Source organism: Terricaulis silvestris, assembly GCF_009792355.1.
In the GTDB taxonomy this organism is placed as follows: Bacteria; Pseudomonadota; Alphaproteobacteria; order Caulobacterales; family Aquidulcibacteraceae; genus Vitreimonas; species Vitreimonas silvestris.
In genome coordinates this window covers 2,318,285-2,335,054 of the sequence record NZ_CP047045.1, presented here as the reverse complement: position 1 = coordinate 2,335,054, position 16,770 = coordinate 2,318,285, and the positions used below count along the sequence as shown (strand labels likewise).

13 protein-coding genes are annotated in these 16,770 nt (G+C 63.1%); 7 read left to right on the top strand and 6 right to left on the bottom strand.

From position 1 onward, the window contains the following. Nucleotides 1-52 precede the first annotated feature (52 nt). Entirely contained in the window at nt 53-625 is a 573-nt protein-coding gene (locus tag DSM104635_RS11940; protein ID WP_158766414.1) for a hypothetical protein, read from the bottom strand. 144 nt (nt 626-769) lie between these two features. Between DSM104635_RS11940 and DSM104635_RS11935 the strand changes: the two genes are divergently transcribed. The 4 genes from DSM104635_RS11935 to DSM104635_RS11920 all read left to right on the top strand — a co-directional run bounded on the left by DSM104635_RS11935 (nt 770) and on the right by DSM104635_RS11920 (nt 5,808). After that, on the top strand, nt 770-1,885 hold the full coding sequence (locus DSM104635_RS11935; RefSeq protein WP_158766413.1) for an acyl-CoA dehydrogenase family protein: 1,116 nt from the start codon (nt 770-772) through the stop codon (nt 1,883-1,885). A 353-nt stretch (nt 1,886-2,238) separates the two neighbouring features. Then, entirely contained in the window at nt 2,239-3,474 is a 1,236-nt protein-coding gene (locus DSM104635_RS11930; protein WP_158766412.1) for an acyl-CoA dehydrogenase family protein, read from the top strand. A gap of 3 nt (nt 3,475-3,477) precedes the next feature. After that, on the top strand, nt 3,478-3,903 hold the full coding sequence (locus DSM104635_RS11925; protein ID WP_158766411.1) for a PaaI family thioesterase: 426 nt from the start codon (nt 3,478-3,480) through the stop codon (nt 3,901-3,903). 78 nt (nt 3,904-3,981) lie between these two features. Beyond that, nucleotides 3,982-5,808 (top strand): DUF885 domain-containing protein, encoded by a 1,827-nt coding sequence (locus DSM104635_RS11920; protein WP_228445672.1) that lies wholly within the window; start codon nt 3,982-3,984, stop codon nt 5,806-5,808. Nucleotides 5,809-5,815: 7 nt separating this feature from the next. On the opposite strand, the gene DSM104635_RS11915 is transcribed toward DSM104635_RS11920, so the two are convergent. Together DSM104635_RS11915 and DSM104635_RS11910 are read right to left on the bottom strand one after the other, a co-directional pair. Beyond that, nucleotides 5,816-7,858 (bottom strand): alkaline phosphatase D family protein, encoded by a 2,043-nt coding sequence (locus DSM104635_RS11915; RefSeq protein ID WP_158766410.1) that lies wholly within the window; start codon nt 7,856-7,858, stop codon nt 5,816-5,818. Between the two features lie 132 nt (nt 7,859-7,990). Then, nucleotides 7,991-8,533, bottom strand: coding sequence for a methylated-DNA--[protein]-cysteine S-methyltransferase (locus DSM104635_RS11910; RefSeq protein ID WP_158766409.1), 543 nt, complete (start codon nt 8,531-8,533; stop codon nt 7,991-7,993). A 153-nt stretch (nt 8,534-8,686) separates the two neighbouring features. Here DSM104635_RS11910 and DSM104635_RS11905 point away from each other — a divergent pair, with 153 nt between their 5' ends. Genes DSM104635_RS11905 through DSM104635_RS11895 form a run of 3 tightly spaced genes read left to right on the top strand, consistent with a single transcriptional unit; the run spans nt 8,687 to nt 14,212 of the window. After that, nucleotides 8,687-9,322: an ImuA family protein gene (locus DSM104635_RS11905; protein WP_158766408.1), complete on the top strand. Its 636-nt coding sequence runs from the start codon at nt 8,687-8,689 to the stop codon at nt 9,320-9,322. After that, on the top strand, nt 9,228-10,889 hold the full coding sequence (locus DSM104635_RS20175) for a Y-family DNA polymerase (protein WP_158766407.1): 1,662 nt from the start codon (nt 9,228-9,230) through the stop codon (nt 10,887-10,889). The genes DSM104635_RS11905 and DSM104635_RS20175 overlap by 95 nt, the downstream gene beginning before the upstream one ends. Beyond that, nucleotides 10,886-14,212: an error-prone DNA polymerase gene (locus DSM104635_RS11895; RefSeq protein WP_158768082.1), complete on the top strand. Its 3,327-nt coding sequence runs from the start codon at nt 10,886-10,888 to the stop codon at nt 14,210-14,212. The genes DSM104635_RS20175 and DSM104635_RS11895 overlap by 4 nt, the downstream gene beginning before the upstream one ends. On the opposite strand, the gene DSM104635_RS11890 is transcribed toward DSM104635_RS11895, so the two are convergent. From DSM104635_RS11890 to DSM104635_RS11880, 3 genes are read right to left on the bottom strand one after another with little or no spacing between them, the layout of a single operon-like run. After that, complete coding sequence (locus tag DSM104635_RS11890) at nt 14,206-14,994, bottom strand: crotonase/enoyl-CoA hydratase family protein (RefSeq protein ID WP_158766406.1); 789 nt, start codon at nt 14,992-14,994, stop codon at nt 14,206-14,208. The genes DSM104635_RS11895 and DSM104635_RS11890 overlap by 7 nt on opposite strands. Further along, nucleotides 14,979-15,917: a class I SAM-dependent methyltransferase gene (locus DSM104635_RS11885; RefSeq protein ID WP_158766405.1), complete on the bottom strand. Its 939-nt coding sequence runs from the start codon at nt 15,915-15,917 to the stop codon at nt 14,979-14,981. The genes DSM104635_RS11890 and DSM104635_RS11885 overlap by 16 nt, the downstream gene beginning before the upstream one ends. After that, on the bottom strand, nt 15,898-16,704 hold the full coding sequence (locus DSM104635_RS11880; protein ID WP_158766404.1) for a TrmH family RNA methyltransferase: 807 nt from the start codon (nt 16,702-16,704) through the stop codon (nt 15,898-15,900). The genes DSM104635_RS11885 and DSM104635_RS11880 overlap by 20 nt, the downstream gene beginning before the upstream one ends. Nucleotides 16,705-16,770 lie beyond the last annotated feature (66 nt).

Below are 16,770 nucleotides of genomic sequence, written 5' to 3'. Positions count from 1 at the left end.
TCTCCCAGGGGAGACCTGAAATGAGCCGCGCGACCCTGAAAATCAATGCGCCTTATTCGGCTGCGACAGTCGCCGGGTCCGCGCCCTTGGGCTGAGGCTCGTGATAGACCGCCGCCAGCACCATTTCGGCCTGCCTCGCAAGCTCGAGCAATTGGCCGGGCGTTTCATGCGGGTAATCTTGCGTGAACTCGATCAGTTCGCGCGCCACTCGCATCAGCCGGAGCGCGTTCGACATCACCCGTGACTGGTGTTCGATACGTAGCGGATCGCGATCGTATTCGGCCATCGGCACGCGCCAGCCGCCCCAATCCTTTTCGTCGGTGACGACGACCGGGAAGGTTCCCGGGAAAGGGTGGCGCGGATCGCGGCCGTCTTGGGAGAGGCGGTTGACGGCGCGCAGGATGCGCCAGTTTTCCGTCTCGATCAGATCGGGCTTGTCTGGCGCCCGTTCTTCGGCGGCCAGTTCATGCGCTTGGAAATCGCGGCCGAGGCCGGCGTCGTAGGTAACGCGCAGCGGTTCTTCGACGCCTTTGACCCATTGCGGGTGTACGTTTTCGATCACCGCCCACGTCGCCACCGGCTTCACGTAGACGCGCTGGCCTTTATGGAAGACAGCCTTCGCCATAGGACTACTCACCCCGAAACTTGAACCGCGAGCGTAGCGCAGTCGAATTGAGCCTTCGTGAACAGACGTTGACGCCAAGACACTCTTTCGGGCGATGCAGTGACAGCGTTAAGGTGCGCGCAACCATAACCCGGGAGGAACGGGGTGAATTTTGACTTCTCCGACGACCAAAAGGCGCTGAAAGACGAAGCGCGAAGGTTTTTGACTGATAAAGCCGGCGCGAAGGTAACGCGGCGCGTTTTGGACGACGCCCAGGTCTCGTACGACGAGGGCTTGTGGCGTGCGGTAGCCGAGATGGGCTGGCTCGGTGCTGCGATCCCAGAAGAGCACGGCGGCTTGGGCCTTGGACGACTGGAGCTTTGCGCGCTGGCCGAAGAACTTGGCCGCGCTGTCGCGCCGATTCCGTTTTCATCGACTGTGTATTTCTTCGCTGAAGCTTTGATGCTTGCCGGTAGCGATGCGCAGAAGGCGGCGTTGCTGCCGAAGGTCGCCGCGGGCGAGGTGATTGGCGCGTTCGCTGTTAGCGAGGGGCCGGGCGCGCTGACTGCGGCGAGCATCCAAGCTAGGTTCGACGGCTCGACGCTGAGCGGCGTTAAGATCCCGGTGACGGATGGCGATTGCGCCTCGCACGCTGTCGTCGTCGCCAAGGAGGGCAGCGGCGTTTCGCTGGTGCTGGTCGATCTCAACCAGTCCGGCGTTACGCGCACGACGCTGAAGACGCTCGATCCGTCGCGCGGCCACGCCAAGCTTGAGTTCAAGAACGTCAAAGCCGAACGCCTCGGCGCTGCCGGCCAAGGTTGGGACTTGGCGGAAGCGGTTCTCGATCGCGCCGCGGTGCTGATCGCGTTCGAACAAGTCGGCGGCTCGCAGGCATGCCTGGAGATGGCGCTCGACTATGCCAAGTCGCGCTACGCCTTCTCACGTCAGATCGGTTCGTTCCAAGCCATCAAGCACAAGCTCGCCGACATGTACGTGTCGATCGAGGTCGCGCGCTCCAACGCCTATTACGGCGCCTGGGCGCTCTCGACGGAAGCCGCGGAGCTCCCATTCGCCGCCGCCGCATCGCGCGCTGCTGCGAGTGACGCCTATTATCTGTGCTCTAAGGAAAACATCCAGACGCACGGCGGCATGGGCTTCACCTGGGATGTCGATTGCCACCTCTTCTTCCGCCGCGCCAAACTACTCGCCGTCCAAGCGGGCGCACCGGCGGTGTGGAAGGAAAAATTGGTGAAGCGTTTGGAACAGCGCAATGCTGCCTAGCAGATTCGCTCTGGCTCCTTTGCTCTTGAGTGCGTGCGCAAGCTCGCCTGCTAGAGCAGTGGACTTGGGCGATCTTGCGCAACGTCCAGAAAACTACGTCGGTCAGCGTGTGACGACCTGCGGTTGGCTCACGACCGAATTCGAAAATGTGAGCATCACTGTGAGTCGGTTTCGCGATGATAGCACGGCTGGACTGGGCTTGGATCGAGTTGATGGTGCGCCACGCACGAGCGGCCCTGAATGGGGTTGCGTTTCGGGGCGCATTGCACCGCTTTGCTCTAATCTGACGGCAGATGAAATCTGCGTCTCAACCGGTCATCCCTATCAATGGGTTCTTTCCGAGGAATAACGTAATGGATTTCAACGACACGCCCGAGGAAGCCAAGTTTCGCGCCGAAGCGCGCGCGTTTCTCGAGGCCAATGTGAAGCCGAAGAGCGCCGAGAGCGATCGGCTGCAGCGCAAGCTTTCTCCTGCCGACTACATGAAGGCGGCGAAGGCGTATCAGGCCAAGAAGGCCGAAGCGGGCTTCACCGGCATTACTTGGGCCAAGGAACAAGGCGGGCGCGGCTTGCCGCCGATCTTCTCGGTCATCTTCGGTCAGGAAGAGGCGAAGTTCGACGCGCCAGCCGCGCCGTTCTCGATCGGCCTCGGCATGTGCGTGCCGACCGTGATCGCGTTTTGCGACGAAGCGACCAAGGACCGCTACGTCCAGAAGGCGCTGCGCGGCGATGAGATCTGGTGCCAGCTCTTCTCTGAGCCTGGCGCCGGTTCGGACGTTGCCGCATCGAAGACCAAAGCCATCCGCGATGGCGATGATTGGATCATCAACGGCCAGAAGGTCTGGACCACCGGCGCGCAATTCTCCGACTACGGCATCCTGCTCGTGCGCACCAATCCGGACGTGGAGAAGCACAAGGGTCTCACCATGTTCATCGTGGACATGAAGCAGAAGGGCGTCGAGGTTCGTCCGATCCATCAAATGTCCGGCGGGCGCGACTTCAACGAAGTCTATTTCACCGACGTGCGCATTCCAGATTCCAGTCGCGTCGGCGAGCCGGGCCAAGGCTGGGGCGTCGCATTGGTGACGCTGATGAACGAACGCCTCGCTGTCGGCGGTTCGTACGGCCCCGACTACAAGGAGATCTTCGAGTTCGCCAAAGGCATCGCGTCGCCAACGGGCGAAGGCACGCTGATCCAGGACGAGAGCTTCCGTCAGAAACTGGCTGACTGGATCGTGCGCGCTGAGGGTTACAAGCTCGCGAAATTCCGTACCATGACGGCGCTGTCAAAGGGGCAGACGCCGGGCCCGGAATCCTCGATCGGCAAAGTGATCAACGCCAACCAGATGATGGACATCGGCAACACCGCGATCGAAGCGCAGGATCATTACGGCATCATCAATGACGGCGATCTCGCCCCGCTCGAAGGCGCCTTCCACCAAAGCTACATGTTCGCGCCCGGCCTTCGCATCGCTGGCGGCACTGATGAGATTCTGAAGAACATCATCGCCGAACGCGTGCTCGGCCTGCCGCAAGATCACCGCGCCGATAAAGGCATCGCGTTCAAGGATCTGCCGACGGGGCGTTGACGCATGACCGACGCCGCGCCCGACGGGTTCGAGTTGTTCACGCGGCCGAGCCCGCTGATGGATCCATGGCGGCCGCTTTATGCGCGCACGGAAGCTGATCGCATCATCCTCGGCGTTCACCTCAGCGAGCCGCACACCAACTCGCGCGCGACCGCGCATGGCGGCTTGATCGCGGCGTTGGCGGATCAGGCGATGGGCATGTCGTGCGGCGTGAAGCTCAAGGTCGAGCAGGTGAAGGTGGTCAATCTTTGGACCACGTCGTTGGCGATCGACTATCTCGGCGCCGCCAAGGTCGGCCAGTGGCTCACGTTCGACACCACGTTCGTGCGCGCCGGCAAGACCATCTGCTACGCCGAGTGCGATGTCAGCGCCGATGGCGAGACCGTGGCGCGCGGGCGGGCCAGTTTTCGTGTTGCGCTTGCGAGCTAGCCGCGCTTCGGGCGCCGTTCCTCGCTTGGCGGTTGCGCGGCCTTGATCTGAGCTGACAGATGCGCTCGGGGAGAGCGCATGATGTCCATTGATCGCCGTACAATTCTTCGCTCTGGCGCGGCGGCCGCCGCCTTGAGCGCTCTTCCCTCAAACGCGCAGGCCAACGCCGACACCGCCGCGCAGCGCCTGCTGGGCAACATCACCGAACAGCTGATGTGGACCTACCCCGAGAGCGCCACGATGGCGGGCGTGGATGAGGGCTCACGGTTGCCCTTGCGCTCGCGGTTAAGCGATCGCTCGTCGGCTGGTCAGCACACGATTGAGCGCCGTGTGCGCCAGACGCTTGGTTATCTCAATCGGATCGATGTTGAAGCTCTGAGCGCGGATCGGCGCATTGATGTCGACGTCGTCCGCACCGCTTACGAGCTGACGGCGGAGGGCTTCGATTTCCCGTACGGCGATGTCGCGCTGCTGAACTCGAACTGGTCATATCGCAACGCGCCTTACGTCGTCGCGCAGAACACAGGCGCCTTCGTCGAGATCCCATCGTTCCTGGATTCCAGTCACTCCATCAACAGCGCCGAGGATGCCGAGGCGTATTTGGCGCGGATGGAAGATTACGCCGATCAGCTCAACGGCGAGAGCGAGCGCGTGCGCGCCGATCTCTCGCGCGGCGTGGTGTTGCCGGATTTTCTGCTCGACAAGTCGCTCAATCAACTGCGCGAGGGGCGCGGTGCGCCCGTTGAGGATTGGGGCGTTGTTACGTCGCTGGCCACGCGCAGCGCCAATCTTGGCGGCGATTTCGCGCGGCGCGCGGCGTTGCTGGCGAGCGAGCGCATTGCTCCGGCGCTGGATCGGCAGATCGCGGCGCTCGAGATGCAGCGGTCGCGCACGTCAAGCGACGCCGGCGTGTGGAAGCTGCCGCGCGGCGATGAATATTACGCCTGGGCGCTACGCGCCGGCACGACGACGGACATGACGCCCGACGAAGTGCACGAGATGGGCGTGCAGGAATTGGCTGAACTGCACGGCCGCATGGACCCGATCCTGCGCGGAATCGGCTACACCGAGGGCAGTGTCGGCGCGCGCATGACGGCGTTGGGCGAGGACCCGCGCTATCACTTCGCCGATGGCGACGCTGGCCGCGCCGAGATCATGGCGTTCATCGAGGAGCGCGTGGACGATATTCGCGCGCGCATGCCGCAAGCGTTCGAGACTCTGGTGCGTGGCTATCTCGAAGTCGTGCGCATCGCGCCGGCGATCGAGGACGGCGCGCCAGGCGCTTATGGCGGCGCCGGCACCATCGACGGCAGCGAGCCCGGTCACTTCTGGATCAATCTGCGCACGCCTGCGCTGCACAACAAATTCAGCCTCGCCGACCTCACCTATCACGAAGCGATCCCCGGTCACGTCTGGCAGGGCGAGTATACGTTCCGGCAGCCGCTGATACGTTCGCTGCTCGGCTTCAACGCGTATTCCGAAGGCTGGGCGCTCTACGCGCAGCAGATCGCGGATGAGCTTGGCGTCTATGATGAGTTTCCGGTTGGGCGCTTGGGCTATTTTCAATCGCTGGCGTTCCGCGCTTGCCGGCTTGTGGTCGACACCGGCATTCACGCCAAACGCTGGACGCGTCAGCAAGCGATCGACTGGTTCGTCACCAATAACGGCTCGAGCCCCGATGAAGTGCAGAGCGAGGTCGATCGCTATTGCGCCTGGCCGGGCCAAGCGTGCGGCTACAAAGTCGGCCACAGCGCGATCAATCGCTTGCGCACCGAAGCGCAGACGGCGCTCGGCGCTCGCTACGACTTCCGCAAGTTCAACGACGCCGTCATCACCGGCGGCAACGTACCGATGACAGTGCTTGGCCGTGTGGTTGAGCGCTATGTGGCCAGCGCGCGCGGCTAACGCCAATTCAGATCGCGGTCCCGACGTCGCCTTCGACGATCTCGCGGCGCATTTCTGGACGCGCCCCCGGCGCCCAACGCGCCACGCGATGGATCACGCGATAACGCAGCGGGCCGCCGTCTTCAGTTTCGCTGCGCTCCAACGGCGGGGGAATGCACACGAACTCCGTTTCCAGCTCATCCGCCGACGCGCGCACCGTCGAATAGCCGTAGCCGCCGAAGTCCAGGAACTCGAGGTTCGGGGCGCTGTCCGGGTTGCTCGCGGCGCGCGTTTGCGCGAGGTCGTCGGTGTCGCGGAGCACAAGCGCTGCCCGCACGCCGTGCAGCAGCGTCGTGTTGAGCGCGCATTGCGTGGAGCCGTCGGGCCGATCGTGCATGTAGAATGGACGTAGCTCGTTATCGCGCGGGAAGGTCAGCGCTTGCACCTCGGCCGCTCCCGCTTGCGAGATTGAGCCGGTGACGAACTCGACACCCACAGGCTCGAACGGGCGCGGCGGCAGCGTCTCGCTCGTATAGCCGGCCCAGAATGAATGCTTGTCGCCGACGCAGATGGTGAGCCCGGTGATGCCCTCGTTGCGCACCATGCCGAAGATTTCGGCGTGCTCGACCACGTAGGAGCGGCTGTAGTCGCCGTATTCGGTGCTGGGCCAAGTATGCGCCAATTCCGGCGGCAGATTTTGCGGATCGCTGCGCAAGGTGAGCGTGCCAAACGAATGGCCCCAGATTTTCCACGGCGCTTGCGCAGCACGCAGGCGATCCTTGAACCAACCCATTTGCTCGATGCCGAGATAGGCCTGCGGCGGTTCATTGATTTGCGGGTTAGGGACTTCGGTTTCGCCAATACGGATCGTCGCTGGCGCGCCGCCGGGGTATTCGCGGCCAGCTTCGAGAATGTCGTTGGCGGTATCTGGAAAGAAGCCGAAGTCCAACGAAGGTATGTTTGAGCCGTCGATGGGCGCCGATTGAAAGGAGCGGTTGTCGGTCAAGATCATGTCGATGTTCTTGCCGTACCGAAACGCGCGTTCGATGCGGAGCGCGTGAATTGCGATGAGGTTGTTGGGCTCTTGTGAAACGCCGCGCGCGTCGAAATCCGTGAGCGGCGTATTGGTGACAGCCGGCGCTTCGAACGGATCGCCCGCGCCGGGCTTGGTGACGCGCGCCGGCTGATACTCGTACCAAGCCTGACTCGCTGCGACCTTCAATGTCTGTCCCGGTTGCGGCTCGTTGAAGATTTGCTCTTGGCTCTGATAGCCTTGCCACGAGAATTCGTGATTGTCCCACACCGGCACGAACGGCCAACGCGCGCGCGCGTCTTGCAAATCGGGATCGGCGAGAAACTGCTTATAGAGCGCGCGATAATCGTTGAGGTCGACGGGGAAGTGGAAGTTGCGCACCTTCTTGCCTGTCGGAAAGCGCACGTTGCCGCGCAATCGTCTGCCGCGATCAAGACCGTCCGGCGAGTCCTCCGGATATTTGATAATCTCATAGATGAAGTCGCCGAGGTGCAGCACAAAACTCAGCTGCTCCGCACGCGGACGGCGCACGTCTTCGTAGATCATGCGCCTGTAGGCATTGAGCGCGCTGTTGGTCGGATCCTGGCAGCTGACGAACGCGAAACGCACCGGCCGATCATCGTTCGCGGCAGGCGCGGTGAGCGTGCGGCCGACGCGGCTGGTGTTTCCCGCTTCATCGACGAACCGGTACCAGTACTCGCGCGCAGGCCGGAGGCCCGCGGCGAGAAAGCGGCACGTCCAATCGGTGGCGGCGCTCACTTCCACGTCACCACGCGCAACGATGTGCGCAAACGCCTCGTCGCTAGCGACCTCCACCATCAGCCTATGCGCGCTGACGCCTGCATCGGGCTCCCGGCGCGTCCACAGGATGACGCTCTCCGGCGCGGGATCGCCCGACGCCACGCCGTGCGGATAGAGATCGCGTCTCTCGGTGCGAGGGCCGCCGGCCGTGTGCGCACAGCTCTGACCGAAGGCGAGAGCCGCTCCAAGGGCTGCCGCCTGCGCCAGCAACGACCTACGCGTTGGATGTCCGCCCATCGATGTCCCTCCGAGTGCGCAAAGGCTTTCAGAGAAGGCCGCGCCGGAGCAAGAAAATAGCGATGGAGCGCAAAAATAGGGGACGGATGACGGCGGTAATCCGGAGCAGTCACGCCGGTTTGGGGCTAGGCGCTAAGCCAATTCCTCGAACAGCAACTGCTCTTCCGCGCTCCAGCCTTCGAGCTTTAAGAGCTTCAGCTTCGTCGCAATCCCACCGCTGGCGCTAAAGCCGACGAGTTTTGCATCCGCGCCAACGACACGATGGCACGGCACCACAATCGCGAACGGGTTGCGGCTCAAGGCTTGGCCAACGGCGCGCGCGCCGTCGCGATCGCCGATCGCGCGGGCAATCTCGCCATAGGTGCGGGTCTTGCCGGGCGGGATGGAGCGGGCGGTTTCGTAGACGCGCGCGTTGAAGGCGGGCACGCGGCTCATGTCGAGCGTGATGGTGCGCAAGCTTTTCTTCTCGCCGCGCATCAGCGCTTGGATGTCTTCGATGCCGCGCGCAATCGGTTTCGGCGGCTCGGCTTCTTCGGCATTGGGGCAGTGGCGCATGATGCGCGTCACGGTCGTCATTTCGCTGCGCTCGGGCAGCTGCACGCCGACGACGCCGCGCGGTCCCCACGCGATGCCGCAGCGGCCGATGGCGGTGTCGAAGAGGGCGTAGGCAAACATCAGCGCGCTCCGAAGTTCATTCCGCTACCGCCTTGCAGAATGCGAGTCAGGGGTATAGAACATATAGAGAACATGAGTCCGCGTCCAGCCCCCTTTGGCCCCCTTGGGGAGCCACACCCTGAAGCTTCTGGCTTTGCTGGCTTTCTCCAGCAGATGGCCGGCGCTCCGCTGCACGAGATCGGCCCCGCGGCGACCGGGTACGAGGCGTCTGCTCTGGGATTCTCCCTGGCGCTGGCCGCCAGTTGGGCAGGGCCGGCAGGCATTTTCTGGGCAGGCGAGGAAGCGGCGTTCTCTGAAGAGGGGGCGCCTTATCCTGTCGGACTCGCGCAGTATGGCGTGGCGCTCGACAAGCTCATCGTGATCCGCGCCAAGAAACGCGAGCAAGCGCTGTGGGCAGCGGAGCAGGCGCTCGCTGCGCCGCGCGCGGTGGTGATTTGTGCGCTCGGTGCGCATGGCAAGCCGCTCGATCTCAAGGCGAGTCGGCGTTTGTTGCTGTTCGCTGAGCGCAGCCATTCGCGCTGTTTGTTGCTGCAGCCGGCGAACGGACCAAGTGCTGCGTGGACGCGGTGGAGCATCTCGCCGGCGGAAAGCAATGCACCGGACGACGAACTCGGGCCGCCGTCTTTCGTGGCCGAACTCACACGCAATCGCGCTGGTCCTTCCGGCGCTCGTTTTACACTCGACTGGAACGCACATGACCGCCGGTTCGCACAACGCGCGCTGGTTGGCGATCTATCTGCCGCGCTTGTCGACGGATCGGCTGATCCGATCCGGGCGCGCGCCGGCTGACGATCGTCCGCTCGCGACGTACACCAAGGAAGCCGGCGCCTTTCAGCTGACCGGCGTCGATGCGCGCGCGAGTGCGCTCGGCTTGCGGCTGGCGATGTCGCTGGCCGACGCGCGCGCGATTCAGCCGAAGCTGGAAGCGGTGGAGGCCGAGCCTGAGGAAGATGCGCGCGCCCTGGATAACATCGCAGCGTGGTGCGAGCGCTTCACGCCGATCGTCGTGCTTGATCCGCCGGAGGGGCTGTTTCTCGACATCACGGGATGTCCGCATCTGTTCGGCGGGGAAGAAGCACTACGCAAGCTGATCGTAACGCACCTGAACGCACAGGGCTTCACAGTGCGCGCGGCGGTAGCCGGTACGCCTGGAGCGGCGTGGGCTTTTGCACGCTATGCGCGGAAACAAACCCTCTCCCTTGCGGAGAGGGTCGCTGCGAAGCAGCGGGGTGAGGGGCGTTCAAACAAGCAGGCGCCTGGGCGGTTGAACGCCCCCCACCCCCCACCCCCCGCCCCGCGAGGGGGCGGGGGAGAAGATTTGCGCGCGACGCTATCCCCACTCCCCATCGAAGCGCTCCGCCTCGAACCCGACGCCGCAGCATTCATCCGCCGCTTCGGCTTAAAGACCATTGGCCAGCTCACGGAAATCCCGCGCAGCTCCTTCACCGCCCGCGGCGGTGAGCACGCCATGTTGCACCTCGATCAAGCGCTCGGGCGCGTGCCCGAAGTGCTGACGCCGCGACGGCCGCCGCCGATGGTGTTCGCGCTGCGGCGTTTTCTCGAACCGATCTTCACGGCGGATGCTGTGCTCGAAGTCGCGCAGGTGTTGTGCGAGGACGCCGCGCCGAAGCTTGAATTGCGTGGCGTGGGCATGCTCGCCGCTGAGCTTGTGCTGTTCGGCGTCGACGGTCGCGACCGGATTCTGCCGATCAATGTCAGCCGCCCGCTCCGCGATGTGAAAGCCTTGATGCGGCTCTTCCGCGAAAAGCTCAACGTCGTCGGCGAAAATCTAAACGCTGAGTTTGGCTTTGAAGCGGCGCGGCTCGATGCCGTGCGCACCGCGCCGATCGAGGAGCGCGCGCGGGCGCTGGTCTCGCTGGAGGAAGCGGCGGCCGGCGCTGAAAAGATCAGCGAGATCGTCGATATCCTAAGCTCCCGCCTCGGCGGCAAACGCGTCCTCCGTCCACAACTGCATGAAGAGCATGCGCCGGAACGCGCCGCAGGATGGCGTTCGGCGCTCGGGAAAGAGAAGAAGAAAGCGCCAGAGAAAAAACCACCCGCCGACAGCGTGATGCGCCGCCCTGTGCGTCTCTATGCGCCAGCGCAAGCCATCGAAGTCATGGCAGGTGTGCCCGACGGTCCGCCAATCCGCTTCCGTTGGCGCCGTGTCACGCGCGAAGTGGTGCGCTCCGAAGGCCCAGAACGCATCGCCGGCGATTGGCAAAAGCGCGAGATGACGCGCGACTATTACCGCGTCGAGGACAAACAGGGACGGCGCTACTGGCTTTATCGCGAAGGCTTGTACGGCGAGAGCGAAGAGAAGCCGCGTTGGTATGTGCACGGGCTGTTCGCATGAGCGGGTTTGCTGAACTGTGCGTGACGACGAATTTCTCTTTCCTGCGCTCTGGCTCGCACCCGGAGGAGATGGTGGCGCAGGCGGCTGAGTTAGGGCTCTCCGGCATTGGCATTGCTGACCGCAACACGCTCGCGGGCGTGGTGCGGGCGCATGTGAAGGCGAAAGAACAGAAGCTACGTCTCATCGTTGGTTCACGCCTCGTGTTTCGCGACGGGACGCCGGATCTCATTGTCTATCCGAAGGATCGCGCGGCCTACGCGAACCTTACGCGGCTGCTAACAACGGGCAATCGCCGCGCGCCGAAAGGCGAATGCTGGCTCGATTTTGCCGATTACCTCGCGCACGCAGGCGGCTTGCAAACTATTCTGATCCCGGATTTTGGTCTCGGTGCTGTGTCCGACCGTATCGCGCCTTACTTACGGCAGATCAAAGGCGCGGCAGGTGATGCGTGGCTCGCCGCGCCGTTCCAATTCAATGGCGAAGATCGCCGCCGTATCCGCTTGCTGAAAGCGCTCGCGGCGCAAACCAATGCGCGTCTGCTCGCCACCACCGAGCCGCTGATGCATCACGCGGATCGGCGCGCACTCCTAGATGTCGTGACCTGTATCCGGGAAAAGAAAAAGCTCAATAACGCTGGCGCTCTTCTGGCGAAAAACGCTGAGCGTCAGCTTAAGCCGTTCGGTGAGATTACACGACTTTACCGAGATGCGCCCGAGGCGGTGGTGGAGAGCCTGCACCTTCTCGACGCCGTGACGTTCTCGATGGATCAGCTGCGCTATGAGTACCCCGAAGAAACGTCAGAGGGCTATTCCGATCCGCAGCAGGCCCTGGAGGCGCAGGCCTGGGATGGCGCGCGTGAGCGCTATCCGGAAGGGATTCCGGAGAAAGTCGAGGCTTCATTGAAGCGTGAGTTGGAGATCGTCGGGCGCTTGCGCTACGCGCCTTACTTTCTCACCGTTGCAGACATCGTCACCTTCGCGCGTTCGGGCAAAGACAAGGACGGCAATCCGGTCGATCCGATCTTGTGTCAAGGCCGCGGCTCCGCCGCCAACTCAACGATCTGCTATTGTCTCGGCGTTACCTCGGTGAACCCTGCCAACAACACGCTGCTGTTTGATCGCTTCGTCTCCGAAGAGCGCGGCGAGCCGCCGGACATCGACGTGGATTTCGAACACGAGCGCCGCGAAGAGGTGATCCAGTACGTCTATCAAAAGTACGGCCGTGACCGCGCCGGGCTTGCCGCGACGCTGATTTGCTATCGCGGCCGCAGCGCCATCCGCGAAGTCGCCAAGACCTTCGGCTATTCCGAGGACCGCATCGCAAGCTTCGCCAAGATGTTGCATTGGTGGTCGAGCGGGGTGGAAGAGAAGGATCTGAAAGAGCAGGGCCTCGATACGAGTGATTCAAAGCTGATGCAGTGCGTGGCGTTGTCCAACGAGCTTCAAGGCTTCCCGCGGCACCTCTCACAACATGTCGGCGGCTTCGTCATTACGCGCGAAAAACTTCATGATGTTGTCCCGGTTCAGAATGCGGCGATGGATGAGCGCACCGTCGTCGAGTGGAACAAGGATGACCTGGAAGATCTCGGAATCCTCAAGGTCGATCTGCTTGGTTTGGGCATGCTGACTTGCCTTAAGAAGGCATTCGAGCTTTGCGCTGTGCATTACCCAATGCACGAAATGGTCAAGCTTGATTCGACCGATACCAGCGATGATCGCGTCTATAAGATGCTGCATCGCGCGGATTCGATCGGTGTGTTCCAGGTCGAGAGTCGCGCGCAAATGTCGATGCTGCCCCGGCTCAAGCCAAAGAATTTCTACGATCTCGTTATCGAAGTGGCGATCGTGCGGCCGGGGCCGATCCAGGGCGGCATGGTGCATCCGTATCTAAAACGCAGGCAAGAGATCGAGAAGGTCACGTACCCGTCAGAAGCGTTGAAAGAAGTTCTTATCCGCACGCTGGGGGTGCCGCTGTTTCAAGAGCAGGCCATGCAGATCGCCATCGTCGCCGCAGGCTTCAGTCCGCCGGAGGCTGATAAGCTTCGCCGGGCGATGGCTACCTTCAAACGTGTCGGCACGATCGGCTCGCTCAAAGAAAAATTCATCAATGGCATGATCGCGAACAAATACGACAGGGCATTCGCCGAGGCGTCGTTCGCGCAGATTGAAGGTTTCGGGGAATATGGCTTCCCAGAAAGCCATGCTGCGAGTTTCGCCATTCTCGTCTACGCCTCTTCGTGGTTGAAGTGTTATTACCCGGATGTCTTCGCGGCGGCTTTGCTCAACGCGCAGCCCATGGGCTTCTACGCGCCCGCGCAGATTGTCCGCGACGCTGCCGAACACGGCGTCGAAACCCGGCCGATCGATATCAATCACTCAGACTGGGACAACTCTCTTGAAGAGGGGCCGAACGCTTCAGAGCGTTTGCATGACCGCCATGAGGACATGCGGGGAGACGTGCGATCCACTCATGCGCTGCGGTTAGGCTTTCGCCAGGCACAGGGTTTGGACAAAGAAGAAATAATTCGGCTCATTGAGCGTCGTGGACGCGGATATGATTCCGTGCGCGATGTGTGGCTGCGCAGCGGCCTCTCACCATCAACGATCGTCCGTCTGGCCGATCTTGATGGCTTCCGGTCGCTTGGGCTAGATCGGCGCGAGGCGTTGTGGGCGGCGCGCGCACTCAATCGTGTGGGCGGGCAAGAGGACTTGCCGCTGTTCGTGCGCGAGGAAGATCCGACGAAGGAGCCGGACTACGATCTGCCGTCGATGCTGCTTGGCGAGCACATCGTTGAAGACTACCGCACTATCGGGTTGTCGCTGAAGACGCACCCGGCAGCGCTGCTCCGCGATGAACTATCGGCGCGCGGAGCGATCAGAGCCGAAGAGCTGAGAGAGATACCTAACGGCCAACGCGTTCGTGTGACAGGCCTCGTGCTCGTTCGTCAGCGTCCGGGCACGGCGTCCGGTGTCATCTTTGCGACGCTTGAGGATGAAAGCTGGATTTCGAACATCGTGGTCTGGCCGAAGATTTTCGAGCAATTCCGGCCAGAGATTCTCGGCGGGCGGCTGATCGCAGTAGATGGGCCTGTGCAGAGCGAGAGTGGCGTGATCCATGTGATCGCCGAACGCGTGCACGATTGGACCCCGCTGTTGTCGCAGTTGTCCAATCGTGGTCCGGAGATCGATCCCACGGGCCCCACCGACGAACCCAAACGCGGCGGTGAGGGCGATGCGCGCCAGCGCCATCCGCGCAATGTGCGGATCAACCTGGATGTGAGTCCCGCTGCGAACGTGATGCCGAAGGGGCGTAACTTTCACTGATCGTCGAACGCGCCGTGCCGGCCTTTGCCGCCGGAGAAGCGCTTCGCACCGGCCAGCGTCTCGCCTGAGCGTAGCGTATCCAGCCCACGACGGATTTCGTTGTCGATGGCCGCGCTCTCGTCGTGATCCCATTGCTCAATCGCGGACAGCCGATCGTTGCGCATGCACGCTTGCGGAAACGCCGCGATGTCTTTTGCTAGCGTCAACGCATGCACGAGTGCATCGCCAGACGGCGTGAGTCGGTTGGCCAATCCGATCGCCAGCGCCTCTTGCGCGTCAACCGGCCGGCCCGTCAGCATCAAGTCCATCGCGCGCGAGTGGCCGATCAGGCGCGGCAGGCGGATGGTGCCGAGATCGACCAGCGGCACGCCGAAGCGCCGGCAATAAATCCCGAACGTCGCGTCCTCGGCCACGACGCGCAGATCGCACCAGAGCGCGAGTTCCATACCGCCGGCGACAGCGTGTCCCTCAATCGCTGCGATAACAGGCTTGGAGAGCCGCAACCGCGTCGGTCCCATTGGCCCGAACGAATTCAGGCCGCCCTCTACGACGCGCTTGCCGCTCTCGCCACTGGCCAGCGCTTTCAGGTCGGCTCCCGCACAAAACCCGCCGCCCGCACCGGTGAGAATGGCGACCAATGCGTTCTCGTCGGCGTCGAATGCACGGAATGCTTGTTCAAGCGCGATCGCCGTGGCGCCATCGACGGCGTTGCGCCGTTCAGGGCGATTGATGGTGACGATCGTGACTGGACCGTTGCGCTCTACAATCACGTTCTCGGCCATTCGCGGCCTCCGTCAGAGGTTGCCCAGCGCACGAAGATCGCGGTTGGCAGAAGTTCGCTGCGTCCTGCATGTGGCAACGCCATCTCGCCGGTTTGCCATTCGCCGCCGGTGAACATTTGCTGCGCTGTTTGCGCGAGCGCGAGGTAGGAGAGCCGCACGGCGTAGACGGTGGCGATCATGAAGCCGCGTGCGCTGGCGCGGTCGTTCGGATCGGTGCGCAGCAGCGTTTGGCAGGCGTCCAATAATTCGGGGAGGTTTTCCTCCAACTTCCAGGTTTCGCCGTCTGGCCCGCGGCCAAACTTCGGCGGATCGAGGATGATGCCGTCATAACGCCGGCCACGGCGGAGTTCGCGCTTCACGAAGGTGAGCGCATCGTCGCAAATCCAGCGGATCGGCGCATCGGCCAAGCCGGCTTCGCGTTGATTGTTTCGGGCAAAGCCGATCGCTTTTTTTGATGCATCGACGTGCGTGACTTTCGCACCAGCCTTCGCGCACACAAGCGACGCAAGCCCCGTGTAGCCGAACAGGTTCAACACTTCGGGCTGCGCACCGCGATGGGCTTTGAGGTAGTCGCGCGCGTAGCGCCAATGCACCGAGTGTTCAGGAAAGAAGGCGAGGTGCCGAAACGGCGTTGGCCGCGACACGAAGGCGATGTCATCCCACTGCAACGTCCAGCTTTGCGGCAGTTCGCGGTTGAAGCGCCAGCGGCCGGCTTCGTCGTCCTCGCCCGAAGAGGGCGAGAAGATCGCGTCAGCGCTATCCCACTCGGCAGCAGGCCGTGCCGGCGCCCACAGCGCTTGCGGTTCGGGGCGCACGAATCGGTACGGGCCGACCTGCTCGAGCTTGCCGCCATTGCCGCTGTCGAGCAGCTGGTAATCGCGCCAATCGTCGGCGATCAGAATCTCAGGCGCGTGCGCCGTCATAGCCACGTCTCCGCCAAAGATCGTAGAGCATCACGCCCGTTGCGATCGCAAGGTTCAAACTGTCCGCGCGGCCACGCATCGGCAGCCGCACCAGGGTGTCGCATTCGCCTTCCATCTCTGGCGGCAGGCCGGATTGCTCGTTGCCCATCAGCACGATTGCGCGCGCGGGCGCGGGCGCACTAGGATCGAACGCCGCGCCTTTGAGCGAAGCGCCCAGCATCTCGGCGCCGCGCGCTTGCTTGTAGCGCAGCAGCTCTTCGAACGAAGCCCGCGCCAGCTTCATCGCGAACAGCGAGCCCATGCTAGCGCGGACGGCTTCGACGGAAAACGGATCGCAGCTTTCGCCGATCAGCACGACGCCGCTAGCGCCGGTGGAATCCGCTGTGCGCAGGATGGTGCCGAGATTGCCGGGATCGCGAATGCCTTCGAGTGCGACGATGGTCTCGCCCTGCAATGCGTCAAGCGGCGACAGGCGCTGACGATAGGCGCCGATCACTGTCTGCGGGTTATCGCGCTTGCTGATCTGACCCAGGATCGTCTCATTCGTCTCGATCACGCGCACACGCTGCGCTTCGGCCTGGCCGATCAGCGCGCGCACTTGCTCGCGCGCCAGCGCTGCCGGCGAATAGACCAGGATCTCCGGCCACACGCCAAGGTCGGCGGCCTCGACCGCCAGACGCGCGCCCTCGGCCAGGAACAAACCGGTCTCCGCGCGCCCCTTCTTCAGGTGCAGGCTTTTGAGCGCCTTGATCTGGGGATTGGACGCGCTGGTGATCTGATGCGCCATGGGCCTCGGTTACGCTTACGGGGGTGTTTCGGGTTTTCGCTTAGTTCGGCGGGCATTAGAAGGGCG